Below are 19520 nucleotides of genomic sequence, written 5' to 3'. Positions count from 1 at the left end.
CTGACATTTCAAACAGTCTCTATAATTGCGACCAGAACATCTGCACGGGGCTGTCTGGAATGCCAGGGCGAATGCTCTGCTGGAACATGACGGGCCGTTGGCAAGGATTGGTCAAAAAGCCTTGTCACGGATGCAGCCCTACAGACGCTGCCCTTTTGAAAAAGGCCAACATGCGCGAACCTGTGGCCATTCCCTGTCAGTGGGGTGTTTTCAAAGCAGTCGCTGGCGTTGCTGAAGCTGCCTTTGGCATCCCCGTGCCCGAAGGCACGGGAAGAGGCTCATTTCTTGCTATATACCGCTGTCAGCGTGGCGGACCCCAGGCTGTGCTGGCCCACGACAAAACCGACCATCGCGCCACTGGCGTCGGTGGGCAGGTCGAGGCGTTGCAGGTTCAGCGCATGGATCGTGAAGACATAATGATGTTCACGCCCTGCCGGGGGGGCGGCGCCGCCATAGACATTCCCGCCAAAGTCGGTGCGCGTCATCACGGCATGTTCCGGCAGGTTGGCATCCCCCGAACCCGCACCCGCCGGAAGTGACGAGATGTCGGCGGGAATGTTGATGACAACCCAGTGCCACCATCCCGACCCGGTCGGTGCATCGGGATCGAACATTGTGATGGCAAAGCTCTTGGTGCCTTCCGGCGGGTCGGTCCATGCCAGCGGGGGGGAAATGTTCCCGCCGCAATAGCCCATGCCATCGAACACCTGCGCCTCTGGCAGGCGGTCGCCCTCGTGGAAGGCGCGACTGGTCAGTGTAAAGGTCATGATACCGGTTTCCTGCATGCGTCCCCGATCGGGGGCTATGGCATGCGAATGGGGTGATGGGGCAGGCTGCCGCGGTGCGGCGGCGGTGTCATGCCCATGACCGCCGCACCCGTCGGGGCAGGTTACCAGTTCTGGCTGATCAGCCAGAATTCTTCCGACGTCAGGGTGATGACCGGCGTGCCGTGCTTGCATTCCGCGGCCGCCATCGCCAGCGCGCCCATGCGCTGGATCATCAGGGTCTTGCGCTGGTGGGCCTCGGACTTCTCATCAGAGGCTTCAAGCGTGATCAGTGCGTTCTTGCAGGCCTTGGCAAGGCGGGCGGCATCAAGTGCGGCATAGGACATGGGTGGGGTTCCTTGTGTTCAGGCATCGCATGCGGGACCTGTCCCACATACGAATCACGGGCCATGTGTGTTTCTGGCCATAGTGTTTACTGCGTTGCCGGTATGTGTCCAACCATTGCCCCACCCGTGAGCGGTGCAAGGGGCCGCATGCCTGCCTTTCGTCCATGGCGCGGCATGCCGATCCATGCCGGCCTGCGTGTTCGTGCTGGCAAGGGGGCTGCTGATTCCCTAAAGGAAGGGTCATGACGGATCTCGTTTCTGATTTCGACTTCGACCTGCCCGTGGCGCTGATCGCCGATCACCCGGCCCGGCCCCGTGACAGCGCGCGCATGCTGGAGGTCCCGCCACAGGGGGCCTTTTGCGACCGCCATGTGCGTGACCTGCCCGGATGCCTGCGCGCGGGCGACATCCTTGTGGCCAATGACACCGCCGTCATCCCGGCGCAGCTTGCGGCCATGCGTGGGGCGGCACGTATCGGGATTACGCTTGACCGTATCCTGCCTGATGGCACGTGGCACGCGCTTGCGCGCAATTCGCGTCGCTTGAAACCCGGCGATATCCTGACATTCGCGCCCAGCGCGGTCACGGCCGAGGTCGTGGTGTGCGAGGACGCGGGCGGTGTCGTCATGCGTTTCGATGTGGAGGGCGAGGCGTTTGACCAGTTCCTCCACGATACAGGCCATCTTGCCCTACCGCCCTATATCGCGCGTCCCGATGGCCCGACGGAAGAAGACCGCAAGGATTACAGCACCATCTTCGCACAGCATCGTGGCGCGGTTGCGGCCCCCACGGCGGGGCTGCATTTCACGCCTGCCCTGCTGTCGGGGCTGGAGGCGGCGGGTGTGCTGCGCCAGACGCTGACGCTGCATGTGGGGGCGGGGACGTTCCTGCCGATGCGCAGCGAACAGATTTCCGAACACCGGATGCATGCCGAACGTGGCACGATCACCGCGCATGCCGCGCACCGCATCAACGCGGCGCGTGCGGCGGGTGGGCGTGTCATCGCCGTCGGCACCACGTCGCTGCGGCTTTTGGAAAGTGCGACGGACGGGGACGGGGTGGTCCATCCCTTTCATGGCGAAACGGCGATTTTCATCCGGCCGGGATACCGTTTCCGCGCGGTGGACATGCTGCTGACGAATTTCCACCTGCCGCGTTCGACATTGTTCATGCTGGTCAGTGCCTTTGCCGGACAGGCGCGGATGCGGGCGGCCTATGAGCATGCAATGGCCGCGGGCTACCGGTTCTATTCCTATGGTGATGCGTGTCTGTTGCATCGTAATGACGGGGGTGCGGCATGACCGCGTTTCGCTGGCGGGCGCAGGCCCGTTCTGGTCAGGCCCGGGCCGGGTATCTGGAAACCGCGCACGGTACGGTGCCGACCCCCACCTTCATGCCGGTCGGCACGGTCGGCACGGTCAAGGCGATGACGATGGACGCCGTGCGTTCCACCGGCGCCGGGATCGTTCTGGGCAATACCTATCACTTGATGCTGCGTCCGGGGGCGGAGCGTGTGCGCGCACTGGGCGGGTTGCACCGGTTCATGGACTGGCCCGGGCCAATCCTGACGGATTCGGGCGGGTTCCAGGTCATGTCGCTTGGCCCGCTGCGCAAGCTTGATGCCGATGGCGTGACATTCCGTTCGCACATTGACGGGTCAAAGCATCGCCTGACGCCCGAACGTTCCACCGATATCCAGCATGCGCTGGATGCAACGATCAGCATGTGTTTCGACGAATGTCCCGCCCTGCCTGCCCCGCCCGAGACGATCGCGCAGTCCATGCGCATGTCCATGCGGTGGGCGGAACGCTGTCGCACGGCCTTTGTCGCGCGCCCCGGCTATGCCCAGTACGGAATCATTCAGGGTGGGACGGAACCTGAACTGCGTGTCGAAAGCGTGCGCGCCCTGACGGATATCGGGTTCGAGGGATACGCCATAGGCGGCCTTGCCGTGGGGGAGGGGCAGGAGCTGATGTTCTCCACCCTTGACGCCACGGTCGGGCTGATCCCGCAGGATGCACCGCGTTACCTGATGGGGGTGGGCACGCCAGACGACCTGCTTGGCGCGGTAGAACGCGGGGTGGACATGTTCGACTGTGTCATGCCCACGCGCGCGGGCCGCACGGCGCGGGCCTATACCGAACGTGGGACGCTGAACCTGCGCAATGCGCGCCATGCGGCCGACAGCCGCCCGATCTCTGCGCATTGTGACTGTCTTGCCTGTTCACGCCACAGCCGCGCCTACCTGCATCACCTGTTCCGTGCGAATGAGATCCTCGGCCCCATGCTGCTGACGTGGCATAATCTGGCCTATTACCAGCGTCTGATGCGGGGCATTCGCGCGGCCATCGTGGGGGATACATTGCCCGAACATGCCGCCCACCTGCGCGCGCAATGGGCGATGGAGGACTGGTCCCCCGACGAGATGCCCTTCCCCGACATTCCGCCCGTACCCTGATATGGCGGCGCGTGCGCAACCCGTGGCCTGCCCCCCCGGTGCGCCGGGGGGGCTTGCGCGCCGGATTCATGATCGCGCGGTGGCGATCGGGTTCGATGCGGTGGGTTTCGCGCCCGCCATGCTGGATGACGCGGCCCGTGCGCGATTGCATGAATTCGTGCGGACCGGCCGTCATGGCGCGATGGACTGGATGGCGCAGCGCATGGCGTGGCGTGGCGACCCGCGCGCCCTGTGGCCTGACGTGCGCAGTGTGATCTCGCTCGGCCTGTCCTATGCGCCTGATGGCGATGCGCTGGCGACATTACGCAATCCCATGGCGGGGAATATCTCGGTCTATGCCCGACATCGCGATTATCATGACGTGGTCAAGGGCATGCTCAAACAGGTGGCGCAGTTCATCGTGGCGCAGGGACGCCGCCAACCCGGTGGCGAGGCATCGCCACCTGGGGTGAAGGTGTTCGTTGATACCGCCCCGGTCATGGAAAAGCCGCTGGCCGCGAATGCGGGGCTGGGGTGGCAGGGCAAGCATACCAACCTCGTCTCGCGCACGCACGGAAGCTGGCTGTTCCTGGGCGAGATCTACACCACGCTGGACCTGCCGCATTCCGCGCCTTCGGGCGGGGGGTGCGGCACATGTACCCGCTGCCTTGACATATGCCCGACATCTGCCTTTCCCGCGCCGGGGCAGATTGATGCGCGGCGGTGCATTTCCTATCAGACGATCGAAAACCCCGACCCCATTCCCCATGAATTGCGGCCGCTGATAGGCAATCACATCTATGGCTGTGACGATTGCCTGGCGGTATGTCCATGGAACCGTTTCGCGCAGGTCACACGACAGATGAAGCTGCGGGCGCGGCCCGACCTTGTGGCGCCGGCGCTGCGTGACCTTGCGGTGCTGGACGATGCGGGATTCCGTACGCTGTTTTCCGGCTCCCCCATCAAACGGATCGGCCGTGCGCGGTTCGTGCGCAATGTGCTGATCGCCATTGGCAACAGCGCGCGCGCCGATCTGTGCGATGTGGCGCAGGGATTGTGCGATGACCCGGCCCCGGTGGTCGCGGATGCCGCGCGCTGGGCGGTGGAGCGCCTGATGTCATGAGGGGCATGCGTCCCGTCGCGCCGTCGCCCCTGTTGCACAAGCGCAGCATGATGCTGTCGGGCCATCGCACCAGTGTCGCGCTGGAACCTGAATTCTGGGGGGCGCTGGAACGCATGGCGCGCGCACGCGGGGTCGGGCTTACGATCCTGATCGCGCGCATCGATACCACGCGTGATCCCATGCGCACGCTGGCGTCCGCATTGCGGGTCGCGGCCCTGCTGGAATGGATGCCTGCCCTGCCGGCAGCAGGGGGGCAGGGCGGGGAAGAACAGTTGGGTTAGCACGCGCGTCGTGCTAGGTTCGCGGCCATGGCGATATGGGGAAAACTGTTTGGCGGTGTCGCGGGATTCGCTGTGGGCGGTCCTGTCGGTGCCCTTGTGGGAACCGCGCTCGGGCATGCTGCCGATAACGGTTCGTTGCTGGAAACACCGGCCGGTGGCTGGACCGACCGATGGGGTGGCCGCGCCAATGCCGACCCCAATGGTGCAGCCACCTTTGTCGCCGCCAAGCTTGCGGCGGCGATGGGCAAGCGCGACCAGATGTATGGCCTGGTCATCATTGTCCTGTCGGCCAAGCTTGCGAAGTGCGACGGGCCGGTCAACCGCGCGGAAATCGATGCGTTCAAGCGGCGTTTCAACGTCCCGGCCGAAAACATGAAGGAAGTCGGGCGCCTGTTCGACATGGCCCGGCAGCGCACCGACGATTACGAGAATTTTGCCCGTGAACTGGGCCGTGCATTTTCCAATCGCACGGAAATGCTGGAGGAGGGGCTGGCCTCCCTGTTCATCATCGCCCGCGCCGATGCCGGCCCCACGGGGGAGATCAATGCGCAGGAGGAAGAATTCCTGCGCCGTGTGCATAAGGCGTTCGGCCTGTCCCCCGGCGCGTGGGAGCGCGCGCAGGATGGCCGTGCCCGCCCCAGCGTGAGCGAGGTTGACGCCTATGCCGTTCTGGGCCTGTCACGCACCGCAAGTAATGAGGAAGTGCGCGTGACGTGGCGGCGTCTGGTGCGTGAACATCATCCCGATATCCTGTCAGCGCGTGGTGCCGATGAGGCCGAGATGGCAAGGGGTGCGGCCCGTATTGCGCAGATCAACGCCGCATGGGACCGGATCAAGCGCGACCGCCAGATCTGATATCCACGAAGCTTCAGGAAAGATCAGAGCCTGTTTGAAAAGTCAGGCTCGATAACATATTGAAATTATAAAAGTTTTTGGTGAAGCTTTTTCTAAAAAGCTTCAGAAGACGCCGCCTTTTTCGATCGAAAGGCGGCATCCAAAAACTTTTCCTGTTTTCTATCAATGATGTGTTTTCAAACAATCTCTCAGCGCCCGTTTTCCCGCACTGCTGGTCCAAAGACGTTCTTTTTTGGGGAAAACCCCGAAAAACGCTTGTTTTGATGAAAACCCCTGATCCGCCACCCGCTCTGGGTGCGTGTTCTTTTCCTTCAGGATAAAGCAGCGTCGTCACTTCGCCTGCTTCTTGTCCAGCAACCTGCGCAGCGCCCCGCCCACCGTATGCGCCAAGGTGCGGTAGGCCTTGCCCGCCGGGCTGTCGGGGGCGGAGATGACGATGGGCGCGCCGTTGTCGCCGCTGGCACGGATATCGGCCAATAGCGGGATTTCGCCAAGGAAGGGTACGCCGGTTTTTTCCGCTTCGGCCCGTGCGCCGCCATGGCCGAACAGTTCGGTGCGGTGGTTACAGTTGGGGCAGCAGAAATAGGACATGTTCTCCACAATGCCCAGGACGGGCACACGCATCTTCTCGAACATCGCAACACCGCGCCGGGCGTCCAGCAGCGCGATATCCTGTGGCGTGGAAACGATGACCGCCCCCGCCAGAGCCGTTTTCTGCGCCAGCGTCAATTGCGCATCCCCCGTTCCCGGCGGCATGTCCACCACCAGCACGTCGAGTTCGCCCCAGTCCACATCCGACAGCAGTTGCCCGATCGCCCCCATGACCATCGGACCGCGCCAGATCATCGCCTTCGTTTCCTCTACCAGCATGCCGATCGACATGGCGGTGATGCCGTGGCCATGCAGGGGTTGCAGGCGGCCGTCGCGCACTTCGGGCTGGCTGTCCATGCCCATCATGCGCGGCAGGGACGGGCCATGCACATCCGCGTCGAGCAATCCCACGCGCAGCCCCTCCAGCCCCAGCCCGACGGCAAGATTGACGGCCGTGGTCGATTTGCCCACCCCCCCCTTGCCCGATGCCACCGCGATCACCAATCCCACATTGGGGGGCAGCGGTCCGGTCGGCTGTGCGCTGTCGGGCTTTGCACCAAGGTTGAGCGGACGGTGGCCACCGCCCTGGGGGGATGGGGTTGCGGTTGCGGGCGCACGGTGGGACGTCAGGATGACGGAGGCGCCCTTTACCCCGGCGATGTCATGCGCCAGCCTTGCTTCGATATCGGCAATCATCGGGCGTATGTGTTCGGCGCGATCGCGATCGGTGGCGATGGCGACATGCACGACCCCGTCGCGTACGGTTGTGGCGTCAAGCGTGCCAAGGTCCAGCGCGCATGCCCCCGTGCGTGGGTCGCGCACATCGCGCAGCACCTGTTCGATTGCCGACTGCGTTATCTGTGCCATGCTGCCCCTGCGCTGAAAAAAACTGGTGAAGGCCGGATATAGGGGCCATGGCCTGATGACGGAAGGGGGCGCGGGACGGCGCCCGTGCAAAATGCGAATGGCCGTGGTTATAAATTGGCCTTGGTGGCGTATTTATCCCTGTCGTATCGGAAGTGTGAAATTCCGTGTCCCCTGTTATCCGGTCCCGTCCGGGATACGGGCGGGGCATGCCCATCGGCGGGGAATACGCAGTGCAGGGAAGAAGTAGTACGTTGTCATGACATCATGCGTGCAGGCAGGTGGCCCCCACATGGCCGCCACCACGCCGCCGGGTGGGCGCGACGCCCCCCGCGATGCGTCCCGCACCGCCGGGCCGGCCGCCGCATCCGGTGATGGTGCCGCCACGGCGGGACAGGGCGTGCCGCGGGTGCGCGATCACCGCGTGGACGCACTGCGGGGGGTGGCGTTGCTGATGATGTGCATCGACCATATCCCGCAGGATGTCCTTAACCGCTTTACCATGCGCAATGTCGGTTTTGCCGATGCGGCGGAGGTGTTCGTGCTGCTGGCGGGATATGCGTCGTGGCTGGCCTATGGCCGGGCATTTTCGCGGCAGCCATGGCAGGCTGTGGTCGAACGCATCGTGCGCCGGTGCGGGCGGCTTTATGTCTTTCAGACCCTGATGGCGGTGGTGACGATCGTCACCATCCGGGTCTGGCGGCATTACTGGCCCGTGCCGGTCGATTTCCTGGAACCCGAACTGGCCCATGGGCTGGATTCCCTGTGGCGGGTGATGCTGTTGCAGGCATTGCCGGGCAATCTCAATATCCTGCCGCTTTATATCGTGCTGCTGCTGGCCTTTGCGCCGTTGTGCTGGGTGCTGCGGCGGGTGGGGCCATGGCCCGTTCTGGTGGCAAGCGGTGCATTATGGGCGGTGGTCAATTTCGACCCGTCCCTCAATTTCCCCAACTGGCTGGACCCTGACGGGTGGTATTTCGACCCGCTGGCGTGGCAGTTCCTGTTCGTAATTGGCGCGTGCGCGTCCATACTGGCCGCACGACATGGCGGCAGCCTGCCGCTGTCGCGGCCGCTGGTGGTGGCATGTGGGGCGTATCTTGTCTTTTCGGCGGTGGAATCGTTCCCCTGGACCGGTTGGGGCCTGCCGGATATGCGCCCCATGGCCACGCCATGGACGGACAAGATGGTGCTCTCCCCGCTGCGGCTGCTGGACGTGCTGTGCCTGTTCTATCTTGTGCAGTCATCCACGCTGGCGACGCGCCTGTCACTGGGGCGGGCGGGACAGTTGATGGCGATGTTCGGTCGCCATTCGCTGGAGGTGTTCACCCTTGGCACCATCATCGACCTGTATGGGCGTCTGGTCTTTACCAACTTTGGCGTTGGCTGGGGCATGCAGGTCACGATCAATGTGGTGGGTTTCATAATGTTGTGGGGCATGACGCGCGAACTTGACCGCAGGCGTACGCTGGCCCGTGCCGCACGCAGGGTGTGAATGTCGTGTAGGATGGATATGACAGACAACAGAGGAGCGATCATGACGGATACGACTGTGGCGGGCGTACTGCCCCGCCTGACACGCCTTCTGCATGATGGAAAGGGTGTGCGTATCGCGCTGTTTGGGTCCTCCACCATCGAGGGGGTGGGGGCCAGCACGCCAGCGCACGCCCTGCCGGCCATCATGCAGGGCGTGCTGGCCCCGTTCGCACCCGGCGGGATAAAGGTCATCGGCCACGGTGTGGGCGGTGATGATGCAGAGGCGATGCATGCGCGCATGGGCGGCATGCTGGCGGACCGGCCGGACCTGATCGTGTGGCAGACCGGCAGTAATGACCCGCTCAGGGGTGGGGATGTCGCGGCTTTTGTCGCGCGCACCCGCGATGATCTTGCCGCCATGCGGGCATCGGGGGCGGATGTTGTGCTGATGGACCAGCAATATTGCCCGCTCCTTGAAACCTGTCCGGCGTTTCGTGCGTTTTACGACGCGGTGCATCATGTCGCGGCGCAGGATCATGTCCCGCTGTTCACGCGATATGTGCGGATGAAGTCATGGTGCGCGGAACTGGGGCTGGACCCGGTGGACCTGTCGCCGGACGGGCTGCACCTGAACGACCGGGGCTACCGCCTGCTGGGCGAGGCGCTGGCGGCGTGGCTTATTGAACTGACGGGGCTGCCGGGAGGTGTCGCGTCATGCTATCAGGGAAACGGGGCGTGACATTCGCCCTGTCCGCCGCAATGGTGTAAACGCTCAGGCCCCGTCCAGATCAGGAAGCAACCAGCCACATGCCCGATCACGTTTCCGCTTTTTCCAGATCCAGTGCCGCCATGGGCATGGGGGCCGCATTGCTGGCGATGGTGACGGCACGGGCACATGCGCTGCCGCCTGCCGCCGCTGTTGCGCCGGTGGCCGCGAACGTCACGGCGGTCAGCGACCCCGTGCGCCTGCCCGCGCCCGGCCATGACACGCCCGACAGCTTTGCAGACCTTGCGGCGCGCCTGCTGCCCGCGGTCGTCAATGTCTCCACCACCGAGATGGTGCGTCCCGGCGATGAAGATGATGATGGTGACGAGGGGGACAGCAGCCCGCAGATCCCCAATTTCCCCGAAGGTTCCCCGTTCGAGAAATTCTTTCACGACTTCATGAACCGTCAGAGCACCCCCAATGCGCCGCCGCGCAAGATGCAGGCGCTGGGTTCGGGCTTCATCATCGACCCTGCGGGCATCGTCGTGACCAACAACCATGTCGTGCGCAACGCCGAACAGATCACGGTGACGTTGCAGGATAATACGGTGCTCAAGGCGCACCTGCTTGGCCATGACGACCGCACCGACCTTGCCGTGCTGAAGGTGGACAGCCCCAAGCCGCTTCCTGCCGTGCCGTTTGGCGATAGCGACCATGCGCGCGTGGGGGACTGGGTGCTGGCGATCGGCAACCCGTTCGGCCTGTCGGGCACTGTTACGGCGGGGATCATCTCTTCACGCGGGCGTAATATCGAACAGGGGCCGTACGACGATTTCATCCAGACCGACGCCCCGATCAACAAGGGCAATTCGGGTGGGCCGCTGTTCAACCTGCATGGTGACGTGATCGGCATCAATACGGCCATCTTCTCGCCCTCTGGCGGGTCGATCGGGATCGGTTTCGCCATTCCCTCGGCCGAGGCACAGGGCATCATCGCGCAACTGCGTCAGCACGGGAAGGTATCGCGCGGGTGGATTGGCGTGCGCATTCAGGATGTGACGCAGGACATTGCCGACGGTCTTGGCCTGAAGAGCGCGCATGGCGCCCTGATCGCCGGGGTGGAGGCCAAGGGGCCTGCCGCCGTGGCGCACCTGCAGACCGGTGACGTGATCGTCACGCTGGATGGCAAGGATATTGACGGTCGCGCGCTGCCCCGTCTTGTCGCACAGCTTCCGGCGGGCAGCGTCGCCCACCTTGGCATCGTGCGTCATGACCATCCGATGAATGTTGCGATCACCATCGGCGCCCTGCCGGAAGAAAAGACCGACAAGGCCGATGGCAAGCCCGCGCAGAAAACCCCCGCAAGCGGTAGCGTGGCGGTCGCGGGCCTTGGCTTTACCGTGGGGGCGATCGACGATATCGCGCGCCAGAAATACAACATGCCCGAAGGCCAGAAGGGTGTTGTCGTAACCGGTGTGACCGATGACAGCCCCGCTGCCGAACGTGGCCTGCGCAATGGCGACATCATTACCGAGGTCCAGCAGACCGCCGTTAACACACCCGCAGAACTGAAACACCAGATTGATCTTGTCCGTGCGCAAAAACGCCGCACCGTGCTGTTCCTGGTGCAGAACAGCGATGGCCTGCGCTGGGTGCCGTTCCCCCTTGCCGAATCGGGTGCGCGTTCCGATTGATGGCGGTTTTCTCTTTTTCTTCTCTGCGGGATGCGTTTGTGGTGGCCGGTGGTGCATGGCGACAGGTCGTGCGCATGGTCGTCTCGCTTATCGGGTCGGGCTTCGTGGCCCATCTGGTCCACCTGCAGGAACCTGTATGGGCGCTGATCACCTCGGTCGTGGTGATTACGCAAAGCCGGATGACGCAGACGCTGTCCACCGGGCAGGACCAGATTGTCGGCACCCTGATCGGGGCCTGTGCCGGGATTTCCGCCATTGCGATGGAACAGTGGCTGTTCTGGCCCACTGACCTTGTCTTCTGGGTCATGCTGATGCCGGTGGCGGTGCTGGCGGCGGCACGGCCAAAGATGCGCGTTGCGGTCATTACGTTGATGGTGGTGCTGCTGTTTCCCGGCAATGGCGCGCCATTTGCGCGACCGTTTGACCGTATTGCCTCCATCATGATCGGGGTGGTGGTGTCGTTCGTGGTTTCCTTTTTCGTGCTGCGTAACGAGGCCCGGCGCGAGGTGCTGCGCAATTCGGCGCTGTTGCTGCGGCAGGTGTCGGATCTGCTGGAACTGGCGCTGCACCAACATCCGGACAGTAACGCGATCGCCGCGATTGATGACAGGTGCCGGGCATTGTTGCAGGACCTTAATGACGGGGTGAAGGAAGCAGAGGTTGAACATCCCGGTTCGCTGGCGCGGCATGACCCGCTGGTGATGCGCCTGCCGGGGCTTTTGCGGAAGCTGCGTGCGGATGCGATCTTTGTCGCACGTGCCGCAGTGGAGGGGCAGACCGCCAGCACCGGCGACATCCTGCGTAGCGAGCGCGAGATGCTGTGCCATGTGCTGGGGCAACTGGCGGACCGGTGTGAACTGGCCGCCACCCGCAGTCGGGGCAAGCCTCTGCCGGACGAGGGGGTGGGGGATGTGCTGTCGCAGATCCATCAACCCGCTTCGCACTGGACGTCGGTGATGTGCTTTGCCATTGGGCTGCTGCATACCGACATGACGGTCCTGATCCGTAATGTCTGGTCCGATGGGCGTACGGATGAAGGGGCACCCGCATTGGGTGCGCCCCATGACAAGGCGGTACATGTGGGCTGAATGCCTGCCTGGGAATATGGGACAGTCTCCCGGATGACAGGGTGAAAGCAGGCAGGGATCGGGCGAAGCTGTTTTCCGGCGGTTTTGTAAAATGTTGTTGTTTCGGTCTGTTTGAAAACACCCCGTTGGTCAGGAATGGCAAATTCAAGCCGTTACGTTATTTTTTGAATATTGCGATGTCTTGCAAGGTTTTTTGAAAAGATATTTGCCAAGGAATTGCATTATTCAGTGGGACATTGGTACAAATTCCCAAACAGCCGCTGGCAGGCTGTCGGGTTGGGATTTTTTTTGCGTAATAACATTGCTTGAATTGTGAAAATCATAGAATTTTCAATATAGAAAACAGAAAGATGTTTTTATAAAAATTGTTTTGGAACAAATCATTAATAAAAAATAAGAAAAGTTTTTGGGTGTCCCCTTTTCCAAAAAGGCGGCGTCTTCTGAAGCTTTTTAGAAAAATCTTCACCAAAAATCTTTATAATTTCAGGATGTTATTGAACCTGACTTTTCAAGCAGCCTCTTGGCTTCCGATCCGACAGCCTACTGAAAATTTTCGAATAATGTTGTGTTTTTTGCAAATGCAATATCAAGACAATTTCCACACATCCTTTCCGATGGGTTCTTTTCAGGCAGGGGCGAAGGAAAAGTCCCCGGAAATTTCCTGATTTATTCTCAAAGGCCGGTTGTCCCGGAAATTCCCCATGTCGTGGCATCAGGTGTCATTGGGGCATCGGTGGGGTATATGTCTGGTTTGTGTCATGATGCATGCCACCAACACCATGTTCGTGCGTTAGTACCGGCGGTGCCCCTGCGCGCGGGGGTGGGGCGTGACCGCATACGTGGGGTTGCGTGAGTGTCCATATCAAGCAGGAGTCTGGAAATAACCATGCTGAACAAAGCGATTCTTGGAAACCTTCCCAAAGGTGTACGCGGACCGGCCTATGACCCGGCAACGCTTGCGCCAGGAATCGTGCATTTTGGCGTTGGCAATTTCTTTCGCGCGCATGAGGCCTGGTACGTCGAACGCTGCCTGGATCAGGGGGATCCCGGACCATGGGGTATCGTGGGCGTCGGTCTGACGGCAGGTGCGCGCAGCGAACGCAAGGCCGCGACCTTTCGCGCGCAAGATGGGCTGTATTCCCTGACGGAGGTGGATGCGCATGGCGCGCGCACCGTCCGGGTCATCGGGGCATTACGCGGCTATCTGCTGGCCCCGGATGACCCGCAGGCCGTGCTGGCGCGCCTGTGTGATCCCGCGACCCGCATCGTCAGCATGACCATTACCGAAGGGGGATATAATATCGACGAGGAAACCGGCGAATTCCGTGTTGATAACGCGCTGGTGCAAGAAGACCTTGCCAATCCGCGGGCACCCGCCACGGTGTTCGGATATGTGGTGGAGGCCCTGCGTCATCGGCGTGATGCTGGTGTGGGGCCGTTTACGGTCATGTCGTGCGACAACCTGCGCCATAACGGGCAGGTGGCCCGTACCGCTTTTGTCGGTTATGCCCGGGCCTGCGATCCTGACCTTGCCACCTGGATCGAGGACCACGTGACCTTTCCGTGCAGCATGGTGGACCGTATTACCCCCAGCGTGGATGCCTCTACGCGCGACCTCCTGAACCGCGAAAGTGGGCTGGACGATGCGCTGCCGGTTCTGGCGGAGGATTTCAGCCAGTGGGTGCTGGAGGACAGTTTCTGTGCCGGGCGGCCCGCGCTGGAAACGGTGGGGGTGCAGTTCGTCAGTGACGTGACCGGTTATGAACAGGTCAAGGTCCGCATGCTCAACGCCGCGCATGTGACGCTGGGTGCGCTGGGGCTGTTGCTTGGACATCGCTATGTCCATGATGCCATCGCCGATGCGGACCTGCACCGTTTCATCAATGCCTATCTGCAAAAAGACGTCATGACGCAGATCCATGCGCCGCAGGGGATGGACCTTGATGCCTATCGCCGCAAGGTCATCAGCCGGTTTTCAAACCGGGCGGTGGCCGATACGCTGCTGCGGATCTGTAGCGACGGGGCATCAAAGTCGCAGGTATTCTGGACTGACACCGTGCGCCGGTCGCTACAGTCGGGGCATGACCTGTCGCGTATCGCCTTTGGCCTTGCCGCCTATCTCGAAATGCTGCGCGGCGTTGACGAGAAGGGGGAAACCTACACCCCGCTGGAACCTACCCTGACGGAAGGGCAGGTTGCGCTGGCCCGTGCGCCCGACCTTGCCGCCGCGCTGGCCCTGCCGGCATTTGACGGGTGGCGTGACCTCCAGACCCCGCAATTGACACAGGCGATCGTCACCGCGCGCAGGGCGATCCGTGAACATGGGGTGCGCGCCAGCCTGCCGGACTGACCCAAAGTCACAAAGCCGCAAGGTTAAAACTTTTTTCAGGACTCTGCGTAAGGTTTCGTCTTTTTGCGAAAGGACGAAACCTCGGAACCGTTGCGGTTTTTATCCGGCCTTTATGGCTCAACGGCTTGGGATCGGCCTCATGTCCTGCGGGACATGAGCATGGCCCCAGCGCCATAGGAGGCAGCCATCGCAGCACTGTCCGGCACAGGCGCAAAGCCCTGCCGTTCCCAAAATCCCACAGCCTGCCCCGTCGCCATCAGCCCGAGATGTGTCAGGCCTGCATGCCGTGCGGCGTGTCCCACCAGGTCCAGTGCACGGGTAGCCGCCCCCTGCCCACGCAGGGTGGGGGAGATGGCGATGTCATGGATGTACCAGCAATCAGGGGCCAGTGGCAGCCTGTGTAGCAGCGTGTTCAGCCGTGGTGGCGTGCGTAGCCGCCAGGGGTGGCTTAGTACATATCCCGCGATTGCCGCGCCATCTTCGGGGGCAAGGCCATGGCAACCCGCAGGGCAAAGGGCGAGGCGTTCTGTGAACACGGCCGCATCTTCGGGATAGGACGGATGAATCTGCCGTGCGAGGGCCTGTACATCTGGCAGGTCGGGATGGTACAGGGGGCGCCATTGTGCTGTCATTTTCACCATTGTGCGTATAGATGGGAAATATAATAAAACATTTCCCGGGCATTATTGGACGATATAGTCATATTCCGGTTATTCATGTCCCGACACCCACCCTTACCCCAAGTGCAGGAGCACCTGACAGAATGACGGATCTGCGTCTTACGCTACGTATTGATGCCAACGGCAAGCCCTTGCTGGGACATGGAAAGATCCGCCTTTTGGAACAGATCGAGGAAACGGGGTCCATCTCTGCTGCGGCCCGGGCGATGGGCATGTCCTATCGCCGGGCATGGCTGCTTGTGGAATCGATGAATTCGGTCTTCAGACAGCCACTTGTCGCCGCACGTCCGGGTGGTGGCGGTGGGGCCGGGCTGTCCGATGACGGGCGCAAGGTGCTGAAACTGTATAGGGAAATAGAAAAGATATCCCGTGATGCCGCCACAGGGCCGCTGTCGGACCTGTGTGGCATGTGCGAAGTGCCGTGAAAATGCCACGTCATGTGCATAGGGATCAAAGGTGACTGGACTGCCGCCGCGTGGGAATGACGCGGGTTCGATTGATAAAGAGGTTCACCGCAATCGCTGCGTGGTGGGCCGATAATGATAATGATCGGGGAATATTTTCAGTGTTGCGACGTGATATTGTAAAGGCTGGGGCAGGTTTGTCGGTTCTCTCCCTTTTCGGGGGGATTGATGCGCTTCGTGGCGCGCGTGCGGCGGATGCGCCGGATGTAGGCGTTTTTGATGACACCACCGTCAGGCAACTTGCGCACCGCCTGTCGCAACAGGCCTATCACCCACCCGAAGAAACGCTGCCCGCCGCGATCCGGGACATGAATTTCGATCAGTTCACCTCCATCGCCTATCGCCCGGAACAGGCCCTGTGGCATGGCGAGAATCTGGGGTTCGAGGTGGAGTTCTTTCCCCGTGGTTATCTTTATCGTCCCCGGATCGAGATGTATGAGGTGATCGACGGCAAGGCCGCGCCCGTGCCTTATTCCACGGACCTGTTCAGTTATGCCAATCCGGCGTTGCGGGTGGATGAAAATGTCGGGTTTTCGGGCCTGCGGATTCGTGCGCCGATCAACACGCCCGGCGTGATGGAGGAATTCTGCGTTTTCCTTGGGGCGTCGTATTTCCGGGCCGTGGCCAAGGGGCAGAGCTATGGCCTGTCCGCGCGTGGCTTCGCCGATGGTACGGGCGACCCAAAGGGTGAGGAATTTGCCCTGTTCCGTGCCTATTGGCTGGAAAAGCCACGCTCTGGTGTCGATAGCGTGGTGTTGCATGCGCTGCTCGACAGTCCGTCGCTGACGGGGGCGTTCCGCTTTACCATCCGCCCTGGGGAAACGACGGTCTTTGATGTGCAGACCTACCTCTATCCGCGCAAGGACATCGTGCAGTCGGGCATCGCGCCGCTGACGGGTATGTTCTATTTCGACGCGAACGACCGCAACCATGTCGATGACTGGCGTCCCGCCGCCCATGATAGCGAGGCCCTGTCGATGTGGACCGGGGGCGGCCAGCAACTATGGCGTCCGTTGCGCAATCCACAGGACCTGCAGTTTTCGGCCTTTGCCGATGTGCGTCCGCATGGTTTTGGCCTGATGCAGCGTAAGCGCAGCTTTGCTGATTTCGAGGATCTTGCCCTTAATTATGAAAAGCGGCCCTCACTGTGGATCGAACCGATCGGCGACTGGGGCGCGGGCAGCGTGGATCTGGTGGAAATTCCCACCCCGAACGAGGTCAATGACAACATCGTTTCGTTCTGGCGGCCGCGCGACACCATGACAGCGGGGCATGAATATGCCTTTACCTATCGCATGTACTGGGGATGGGACACGCCGTGGCCCACGCACCTTGCCCGGATTGCCGCGACACGTGTGGGGGCATCCACCGATGGGTCGCATACGCGCTTCTTTGACATAGATTTCACGGGGGAGCCGTTCGCAAACCTGCCCAGGGATGCGAAATTCCATCTCCAGACCCGGACATCGGCGGGGGAGATCCGCAATGTCGTGGTGGAACCCAATCCCGATATCCATGGCTGGCGCGCCACGTTTGAATTCGACCCCAAGGAAGCCAAGATCGCCGAACTTGGCTGCTCGCTTGCAAATGACCAGGCCACCGTATCAGAGGAATGGGTGTACCGATGGACGCCGTGACGCACGGCGAAGCACCCGCGCCAGGGGGCACGCCGGGGGGCATGCTGCCACCGTCGTCACCGCTCGACATGCCGGTCCATTCGCTGTCGCAACTGCCGCCGGGTGAACGTCCCGGGACGCCGGTGACGCAGTGGTCGGGCATCGTGGCGCGCCGGACCGTCGTGCTGGGTGGTGCGTTGGGGCTGACGGGGTGGGCGGCGTATGAAATGAACCTTGTGTTCAACGCCATCAGCGTTTCCATCGCCGGTGTCATCATGCTGGCGCTGTTTGTGGTGCTGTTCTTGTGGATTGCACTGGCTTTTACGTCCGCGCTGGCGGGGTTCTGCTCTTTGGTTTCGCGACGGGGGGGGCTTGGCCTTGGCATCCACCCTGACGGGCCGCTACCGACACTTGTTGCGCGTACGGCACTCCTGATGCCTACTTATAACGAGGACCCCGGCCGTGTGATGGCCGGGCTGCGCGCGATCTGTGACAGCCTTGCCGCCACGGGGCAGGCAGGGGCGTTCGACCTGTTCGTCCTGTCGGATACGACCGATCCCGATGTCTGGGTGGCGGAAGAAGAGGCGTATATGGCGCTGTGCCGCGCGACGGAGGGCACGATACGGGTCTATTACCGGCGGCGGCCGCATAATATCGACCGCAAGGCAGGCAATATCGCCGAATGGGTCCGCCGTTTCGGTGCCGCGTACCAGCAGATGATTACCCTGGATGCCGACAGCGTCATGTCCGGTGACACCATCGTGCGCCTGACCGCCGCGATGGAGGCCAATCCCGGCGTGGGCCTGATCCAGTCGCTGCCGGTGATCGTCAATGGCACGACCCTGTTCGCCCGCATGCAGCAGTTCGCGGGGCGGGTCTATGGCCCGCTGATCGCGCACGGTATTGCCTGGTGGCATGGGGCGGAGGGGAATTACTGGGGCCATAACGCGGTCATCCGCACCCGTGCCTTTGCCGAACAGGCCGCATTGCCGCACCTGCCGGGGCGCAAGCCCTTTGGTGGGGCGATCATGAGCCATGATTTTGTGGAGGCGGCGTTGATGCGCCGTGGCGGCTGGGCCATCCACATGGTGCCTGCCCTGATGGGATCGTATGAAGAAAGCCCGCCGTCGCTGACGGATATCGCCATTCGCGACCGGCGTTGGTGCCAGGGCAACCTGCAGCACGCCAAGGTGGTGTCGGCAAAGGGGCTGCACTGGATCAGCCGCCTGCATATGCTGATGGGGATCGGATCGTACGTCACCTCGCCCCTGTGGCTGGTGTTCCTGCTGGCGGGTATCCTTGTCTCGTTGCAGAGCCGGTTTTCACGACCGGAATATTTTGGCGATACCAAGCTGTTATACCCCCACTGGCCGCATGTTGATCCGGTGCAGGCGCGCTTTATGTTCTTGTGTACGATGCTGATCCTGCTGGCGCCAAAGATGCTGGCCTATGTCGCGCTGCTGTTTGACGGGCGGTTGCGACGCGGATGCGGGGGGGGCTGCGCGCGCTGCACTGTCGATCATGGTCGAAACGGTTCTTGGTGGTCTGGTGGCGCCGGTGGCGATGCTGATCCAGACGATGGGTGTCATGTCGATCCTGATGGGACGCGATTCAGGATGGAATGCGCAACGGCGCGATGACGGCGGGGTGTCCCCCCTGCAGAACGCACGGCTGTACCTTGGCTATACCATCTTTGGTGTCGTGCTTGGCGTGGCTGCGTGGGTCGTATCGCTGTCTCTGTTCTTGTGGATGCTGCCGGTCCTGCTGGGGCTGGTGCTGGCGATCCCGCTGGCGATCCTGACCGGCAGTCGTGTCGCGGGGCAGGACCTGCGGCGTGCGGGCCTGCTGCTGATCCCGGAGGAGACGTCCCCCCCCGATGTTCTGGCACGCGCGGTCCGTAACCTGAGCGATATGGCGGGGCGGCCGATTGGCGATGCATTGCTGGTGCTGCGGGCGCATCCGGCGCTGCTGGCGCTGCATTGCGCCATGCTGCCGCCACCGCGTCACAGGGGCGGCGCAATCGATGCCAACCTGCTTGTCGGTCTGGTCAAGCTTAGGGAAGTGCCAGACCTGCAGGCGGCGCGCACGACGCTGAGTGCGCGTGAAAAGGCCGCTGTCCTTGGCAATGCCGAGGGACTGCATCTGCTGGAGGCATTGTCCTGACGATGTGTTTCAGGACGCCGCCGT

17 protein-coding genes and 1 pseudogene are annotated in these 19520 nt (G+C 62.3%); 13 read left to right on the top strand and 5 right to left on the bottom strand.

What is annotated here, in order from left to right; translation table 11 throughout:
• Positions 1-278: 278 nt before the first annotated feature.
• Positions 279-767, bottom strand: a complete 489-nt coding sequence (locus FYB92_RS00660; protein ID WP_192265133.1) for a kinase inhibitor — start codon at positions 765-767, stop codon at positions 279-281.
• A gap of 122 nt (positions 768-889) precedes the next feature.
• Positions 890-1111: a hypothetical protein gene (locus FYB92_RS00655; RefSeq protein WP_003617252.1), complete on the bottom strand. Its 222-nt coding sequence runs from the start codon at positions 1109-1111 to the stop codon at positions 890-892.
• A 242-nt stretch (positions 1112-1353) separates the two neighbouring features.
• Here FYB92_RS00655 and queA point away from each other — a divergent pair, with 242 nt between their 5' ends.
• The 5 genes from queA to FYB92_RS00630 are packed head-to-tail and all read left to right on the top strand — an operon-like array spanning position 1354 to position 5807.
• Positions 1354-2412 (top strand): tRNA preQ1(34) S-adenosylmethionine ribosyltransferase-isomerase QueA, encoded by a 1059-nt coding sequence (gene queA / locus FYB92_RS00650; protein WP_332828025.1) that lies wholly within the window; start codon positions 1354-1356, stop codon positions 2410-2412.
• Positions 2409-3569 carry a tRNA guanosine(34) transglycosylase Tgt gene (tgt, locus tag FYB92_RS00645; protein ID WP_332828024.1) on the top strand — a complete coding sequence of 387 codons (1161 nt, stop codon included), beginning with the start codon at positions 2409-2411 and terminating at the stop codon, positions 3567-3569. The genes queA and tgt overlap by 4 nt, the downstream gene beginning before the upstream one ends.
• Before the next feature lies 1 nt (position 3570).
• A complete protein-coding gene (queG, locus tag FYB92_RS00640) occupies positions 3571-4671 on the top strand; it encodes a tRNA epoxyqueuosine(34) reductase QueG (RefSeq protein ID WP_332828023.1) in 1101 nt (366 codons plus the stop codon).
• 5 nt (positions 4672-4676) lie between these two features.
• The gene (locus FYB92_RS00635; RefSeq protein ID WP_003617259.1) at positions 4677-4952 is read left to right on the top strand and encodes a ribbon-helix-helix domain-containing protein; all 276 of its coding nucleotides are present in this window, start codon (positions 4677-4679) and stop codon (positions 4950-4952) included.
• 27 nt (positions 4953-4979) lie between these two features.
• Positions 4980-5807, top strand: coding sequence for a TerB family tellurite resistance protein (locus FYB92_RS00630; RefSeq protein WP_062808496.1), 828 nt, complete (start codon positions 4980-4982; stop codon positions 5805-5807).
• A gap of 13 nt (positions 5808-5820) precedes the next feature.
• On the opposite strand, the gene FYB92_RS00625 is transcribed toward FYB92_RS00630, so the two are convergent.
• Both FYB92_RS00625 and FYB92_RS00620 read right to left on the bottom strand, forming a co-directional pair.
• On the bottom strand, positions 5821-6141 hold the full coding sequence (locus tag FYB92_RS00625) for a hypothetical protein (RefSeq protein WP_332828022.1): 321 nt from the start codon (positions 6139-6141) through the stop codon (positions 5821-5823).
• Complete coding sequence (locus FYB92_RS00620) at positions 6138-7265, bottom strand: Mrp/NBP35 family ATP-binding protein (RefSeq protein ID WP_332828021.1); 1128 nt, start codon at positions 7263-7265, stop codon at positions 6138-6140. Before FYB92_RS00620 ends, FYB92_RS00625 begins: the two co-directional genes overlap by 4 nt.
• 289 nt (positions 7266-7554) lie before the next feature.
• On the opposite strand from FYB92_RS00620, the gene FYB92_RS00615 reads away from it, so the two are divergent.
• From FYB92_RS00615 to FYB92_RS00595, 5 genes are all read left to right on the top strand, one after another.
• Positions 7555-8754, top strand: a complete 1200-nt coding sequence (locus FYB92_RS00615; RefSeq protein WP_408902384.1) for an OpgC family protein — start codon at positions 7555-7557, stop codon at positions 8752-8754.
• Positions 8755-8796: 42 nt separating this feature from the next.
• Entirely contained in the window at positions 8797-9474 is a 678-nt protein-coding gene (locus tag FYB92_RS00610; protein WP_003617267.1) for an SGNH/GDSL hydrolase family protein, read from the top strand.
• A gap of 110 nt (positions 9475-9584) precedes the next feature.
• Positions 9585-11135, top strand: a complete 1551-nt coding sequence (locus FYB92_RS00605) for a DegQ family serine endoprotease (protein ID WP_408902383.1) — start codon at positions 9585-9587, stop codon at positions 11133-11135.
• Positions 11135-12223, top strand: coding sequence for an FUSC family protein (locus FYB92_RS00600; RefSeq protein WP_281650002.1), 1089 nt, complete (start codon positions 11135-11137; stop codon positions 12221-12223). The genes FYB92_RS00605 and FYB92_RS00600 overlap by 1 nt, the downstream gene beginning before the upstream one ends.
• A gap of 886 nt (positions 12224-13109) precedes the next feature.
• Positions 13110-14573 (top strand): mannitol dehydrogenase family protein, encoded by a 1464-nt coding sequence (locus FYB92_RS00595; RefSeq protein ID WP_332828018.1) that lies wholly within the window; start codon positions 13110-13112, stop codon positions 14571-14573.
• Positions 14574-14710: 137 nt separating this feature from the next.
• Here FYB92_RS00595 and FYB92_RS00590 read toward each other — a convergent pair whose 3' ends face one another.
• Entirely contained in the window at positions 14711-15205 is a 495-nt protein-coding gene (locus FYB92_RS00590; RefSeq protein ID WP_332828017.1) for a GNAT family N-acetyltransferase, read from the bottom strand.
• Positions 15206-15336: 131 nt separating this feature from the next.
• Between FYB92_RS00590 and FYB92_RS00585 the strand changes: the two genes are divergently transcribed.
• The 3 genes and pseudogenes from FYB92_RS00585 (at position 15337) to mdoH (ending at position 19496) form a co-directional block, all read left to right on the top strand.
• Positions 15337-15678 carry a winged helix-turn-helix domain-containing protein gene (locus FYB92_RS00585; protein WP_003617275.1) on the top strand — a complete coding sequence of 114 codons (342 nt, stop codon included), beginning with the start codon at positions 15337-15339 and terminating at the stop codon, positions 15676-15678.
• A gap of 140 nt (positions 15679-15818) precedes the next feature.
• On the top strand, positions 15819-17354 hold the full coding sequence (locus FYB92_RS00580) for a glucan biosynthesis protein G (RefSeq protein ID WP_332828016.1): 1536 nt from the start codon (positions 15819-15821) through the stop codon (positions 17352-17354).
• Positions 17342-19496: pseudogene (mdoH, locus tag FYB92_RS00575) on the top strand (glucans biosynthesis glucosyltransferase MdoH). The gene FYB92_RS00580 and the pseudogene mdoH overlap by 13 nt, the downstream one beginning before the upstream one ends.
• The last annotated feature ends 24 nt before the right edge of the window (positions 19497-19520 follow it).

Source organism: Novacetimonas sp. GS1 (assembly GCF_036686925.1).
Lineage (GTDB): Bacteria > Pseudomonadota > Alphaproteobacteria > Acetobacterales > Acetobacteraceae > Novacetimonas > Novacetimonas hansenii.
The sequence above is the reverse complement of the archived record's forward strand: the minus strand, read 5'-3'. Positions and strand labels throughout refer to the sequence as shown.

Excerpts from the sequence above, each read along its gene's own strand:
- FYB92_RS00630 (WP_062808496.1), top strand. The coding sequence starts at position 4,980 with ATGGCGATATGGGGAAAACTGTTTGGCGGTGTCGCGGGATTCGCTGTG.
- FYB92_RS00615 (WP_408902384.1), top strand. The coding sequence starts at position 7,555 with ATGGCCGCCACCACGCCGCCGGGTGGGCGCGACGCCCCCCGCGATGCG.
- queG (WP_332828023.1), top strand. The coding sequence starts at position 3,571 with ATGGCGGCGCGTGCGCAACCCGTGGCCTGCCCCCCCGGTGCGCCGGGG.
- FYB92_RS00610 (WP_003617267.1), top strand. The coding sequence starts at position 8,797 with ATGACGGATACGACTGTGGCGGGCGTACTGCCCCGCCTGACACGCCTT.
- FYB92_RS00655 (WP_003617252.1), bottom strand. The coding sequence starts at position 1,111 with ATGTCCTATGCCGCACTTGATGCCGCCCGCCTTGCCAAGGCCTGCAAG.
- FYB92_RS00595 (WP_332828018.1), top strand. The coding sequence starts at position 13,110 with ATGCTGAACAAAGCGATTCTTGGAAACCTTCCCAAAGGTGTACGCGGA.
- tgt (WP_332828024.1), top strand. The coding sequence starts at position 2,409 with ATGACCGCGTTTCGCTGGCGGGCGCAGGCCCGTTCTGGTCAGGCCCGG.
- FYB92_RS00590 (WP_332828017.1), bottom strand. The coding sequence starts at position 15,205 with ATGACAGCACAATGGCGCCCCCTGTACCATCCCGACCTGCCAGATGTA.
- FYB92_RS00600 (WP_281650002.1), top strand. The coding sequence starts at position 11,135 with ATGGCGGTTTTCTCTTTTTCTTCTCTGCGGGATGCGTTTGTGGTGGCC.
- FYB92_RS00585 (WP_003617275.1), top strand. The coding sequence starts at position 15,337 with ATGACGGATCTGCGTCTTACGCTACGTATTGATGCCAACGGCAAGCCC.
- FYB92_RS00620 (WP_332828021.1), bottom strand. The coding sequence starts at position 7,265 with ATGGCACAGATAACGCAGTCGGCAATCGAACAGGTGCTGCGCGATGTG.
- FYB92_RS00635 (WP_003617259.1), top strand. The coding sequence starts at position 4,677 with ATGCGTCCCGTCGCGCCGTCGCCCCTGTTGCACAAGCGCAGCATGATG.
- queA (WP_332828025.1), top strand. The coding sequence starts at position 1,354 with ATGACGGATCTCGTTTCTGATTTCGACTTCGACCTGCCCGTGGCGCTG.
- FYB92_RS00660 (WP_192265133.1), bottom strand. The coding sequence starts at position 767 with ATGACCTTTACACTGACCAGTCGCGCCTTCCACGAGGGCGACCGCCTG.
- FYB92_RS00605 (WP_408902383.1), top strand. The coding sequence starts at position 9,585 with ATGGGCATGGGGGCCGCATTGCTGGCGATGGTGACGGCACGGGCACAT.